This window comes from Agromyces humi (assembly GCF_009720255.1).
In the GTDB taxonomy this organism is placed as follows: Bacteria; Actinomycetota; Actinomycetes; order Actinomycetales; family Microbacteriaceae; genus Agromyces; species Agromyces humi.
This window is the reverse complement of record NZ_WJSP02000407.1, coordinates 1-3,151: the sequence shown is the minus strand read 5'-3', so window position 1 is coordinate 3,151 and position 3,151 is coordinate 1. Positions and strand designations below refer to the sequence as shown.

Genomic DNA, 3,151 nt, shown 5'->3' with positions numbered 1-3,151 from the left:
CGACCCGTCGGGCGTGCTCCAGTCCGGCACGCCGCTCTGCCCGCCCGAGGGCGACGCCGGCACGGGCATGGTCGCGACGAACTCCGTCGCCCCGCGCACCGGCAACGTCAGCGCGGGCACGAGCATCTTCGCGATGGTCGTGCTCGAGCGCCCGCTCGCGCACGCCCACCACGAGCTCGACCTCGTCACCACGCCCGCGGGCGACCCCGTGGCGATGGTGCACTGCAACAACGGCGCGAGCGAGCTGGCCGCGTGGGCCGGCGTGTTCGCCCGGTTCGCCGCGGCATCCGGAACCCCCGTCGAGCCCGATGCCGTCTTCGAAGCCCTCTTCCGCGAGGCGCTCGAGGGTGACGCCGACGCCGGCGGACTGCTCGCCTACAACCACCTCGCTGGGGAGCCCATCGCGGGACTCACCGAGGGCCGTCCGCTGTTCGTGCGCACGCCCGACAGCCGCTTCAGCCTGGGCAACTTCATGCGCGCGCAGCTCTACGGCGTGTACGGCACGCTCGCGCTCGGCATGCGCGTGCTCGCCGACGAGGGCGTCGAGATCGACCGGATGTTCGCGCACGGCGGCATCTTCCGCACCGCGGGCGTCGCCCAGCGCTTCCTCGCCGGGGCGCTCGACGCACCGGTCGCGGTCGGCGAGACCGCCTCCGAGGGCGGCGCGTGGGGCATCGCCGTGCTGGCGTCGTACCTCTCGGCCGCCGACGAGGTCGACCTCGGCACCTACCTCGGCGAACGCGTCTTCGCGGATGCCGCGATCGACACCGTCGAGCCCGTGGCCGACGACGTCGCCGGGTTCTCCGCCTACCTCGACCGCTACCGCGCAGGGCTGGCGGTCGAGTCGGCCGCCGTCGACGCCCTCTGACCGACCGGGCCCACCGGGCCCACCGAGCCCGCCGCGCCCGCGACCCGCACGGACCCCCCAGACTCACCGAACATCGCACCACGAGGAGACCCACATGACCCGCACGCCCCTCCAGACGAACCTCGACCAGTACGAGGTCTGGTTCCTCACCGGCAGCCAGCACCTGTACGGCCCCGAGACGCTCAAGCAGGTCGCCGACCAGTCGCGACAGGTCGCCGAGACGCTCGACGCGGCATCCGATGTGCCCGTGAAGGTCGTGTGGATGCCGGTGCTCACCGACTCCGACGCGATCAAGCGCGTCGCCCTCGAGGCGAACGCCGCCGAGAACGTCATCGGGCTCGTCGCGTGGATGCACACGTTCAGCCCCGCCAAGATGTGGATCGCCGGGCTCGACGCCCTGCAGAAGCCCCTCGCGCACCTGCACACGCAGGCCAACGTCGAGCTGCCGTGGGGCGACATCGACTTCGACTTCATGAACCTCAACCAGGCCGCGCACGGCGACCGCGAGTTCGGCTACATCCAGACCCGCCTCGGCGTTCCGCGCAAGACCATCGTCGGCCACGCGAGCGACCCGCGCGTGCAGCGGGAGCTCGGCACGTGGCAGCGCGCGGCGGCCGGCCTCGCGGCGTCCCGCAGCCTGAAGCTCGCTCGCTTCGGCGACAACATGCGCTACGTCGCCGTGACCGAGGGCGACAAGACCGAGGCGGAGCTGCGCTTCGGGGTGCAGGTCAACACGTGGGGCGTGAACGAGCTCGCGGAGGCGGTCGCCGCGGCATCCGACGCCGAGGTCGACCTCCTCGTCGCCGAGTACGAGGACCTCTACGAGGTCGTGCCCGAGCTGCGGAAGGGCGGCGAGCGGCACCAGTCGCTGCGCGACGGCGCGGCGATCGAGCTGGGCCTGCGCTCGTTCCTCGAGGAGGGCGGTTTCGGCGCGTTCACCACGAGCTTCGAGGACCTCGGCGCGCTGAAGCAGCTGCCGGGCCTCGCGGTGCAGCGGCTCATGGCCGAGGGCTACGGCTTCGGCGCCGAGGGCGACTGGAAGACCGCCATCCTCGTGCGCGTCGCGAACGTCATGGGCGCCGGCCTGCCGGGCGGAGCGAGCCTCATGGAGGACTACACCTACGACCTGACGCCCGGCGACGAGCTCATCCTCGGCGCCCACATGCTCGAGGTCTCGCCGTCGCTCACCACCGCGAAGCCGACGCTCGAGATCCACCCGCTCGGCATCGGCGGCAAGGAGGACCCCGTGCGCCTCGTCTTCACCGCCGACCCCGGCCCCGCCGTGGTGGTCGCGATGAGCGACATGCGCGACCGCTTCCGCCTCACGGCCAACGTCGTCGAGAACGTCGAGCTGCGGCATCCGCTGCCCAAGCTGCCCGTCGGCCGCGCCGTGTGGAAGCCGGCCCCCGACTTCCACACGAGTGCCGCGGCCTGGCTGACCGCCGGAGCGGCGCACCACACCGTCATGTCGACGGCCGTCGGCGTCGAGGTGTTCCGCGACTTCGCCGAGATGGCCAAGGCCGAGCTGCTCGTCATCGACGAGGACACCACCCTGCCCGGTTTCCAGCGTGAGGTGCGCTGGAACCAGGCGTACTACCGGCTGGCGCAGGGGCTCTGAGCGAGGCCGGCGAGGGCGACATGAGCGAAGCGGATGCCGCCGGCCGGCCGGTCTCGGAGGGCGAGCCGGCCGGGGCATCCGGAACGTCCGGCGTGCCGACGATGTTCGACGTCGCCCGACGCGCCGGCGTCTCGCACCAGACGGTCTCCCGCGTGCTCAACGACCTCACCGGGGTCGCGGCCTCGACGAAGCTCCGCGTCGAGCAGGCCATCGCCGAGCTGTCGTACACGCCATCGCCGGCCGCGCGCGCGATGGCGAAGCGGCGCTCGGGGTCGATCGGCCTGATCCAGGCGGGCCGGCCCGACTACGGACCCTCGAACGCCGCGCTCGGCTTCAACGAGGCCGCGCACGAGGCGGGGTACACCGTGACGCAGGCGAGCATGCGCTCGCTCGACGCCGAGGTGCTCCGGCAGGCCGTGCACCGGCTCGCGCTGCAGCGCGTCGAGGCGATCGTGCTGATCTCGGGGGAGCGGGAGGGCGTCGGCGTGCTCACGGGCATCGACGCGGGCGTGCCGCTGGTCGTCGTGGCATCCGAGGCGACGCCCGGGCTGCATCGCGTGTCGATGGACCAGTACGCGGGCGCGCGCCTCGCGACCGAGCACCTCATCGCCCTCGGGCACTCCCGCATCGCCCACATCGGCGGCGACCTCGAGTTCGACCTCGAC

3 protein-coding genes are annotated in these 3,151 nt (G+C 72.7%); all 3 read left to right on the top strand.

What is annotated here, in order from left to right; genetic code table 11:
- Positions 1 to 868: FGGY-family carbohydrate kinase (locus GH736_RS19970; protein WP_268891257.1), on the top strand; the 868-nt coding region annotated here is incomplete at its 5' end.
- 94 nt (positions 869 to 962) lie between these two features.
- Complete coding sequence (gene araA / locus GH736_RS19965) at positions 963 to 2,486, top strand: L-arabinose isomerase (RefSeq protein ID WP_159606441.1); 1,524 nt, start codon at positions 963 to 965, stop codon at positions 2,484 to 2,486.
- A gap of 20 nt (positions 2,487 to 2,506) precedes the next feature.
- A partial coding sequence (locus GH736_RS19960; protein WP_159606439.1) for a LacI family DNA-binding transcriptional regulator occupies positions 2,507 to 3,151 on the top strand: 645 nt, incomplete at its 3' end.

Excerpts from the sequence above, each read along its gene's own strand:
- araA (WP_159606441.1), top strand. The coding sequence starts at position 963 with ATGACCCGCACGCCCCTCCAGACGAACCTCGACCAGTACGAGGTCTGG.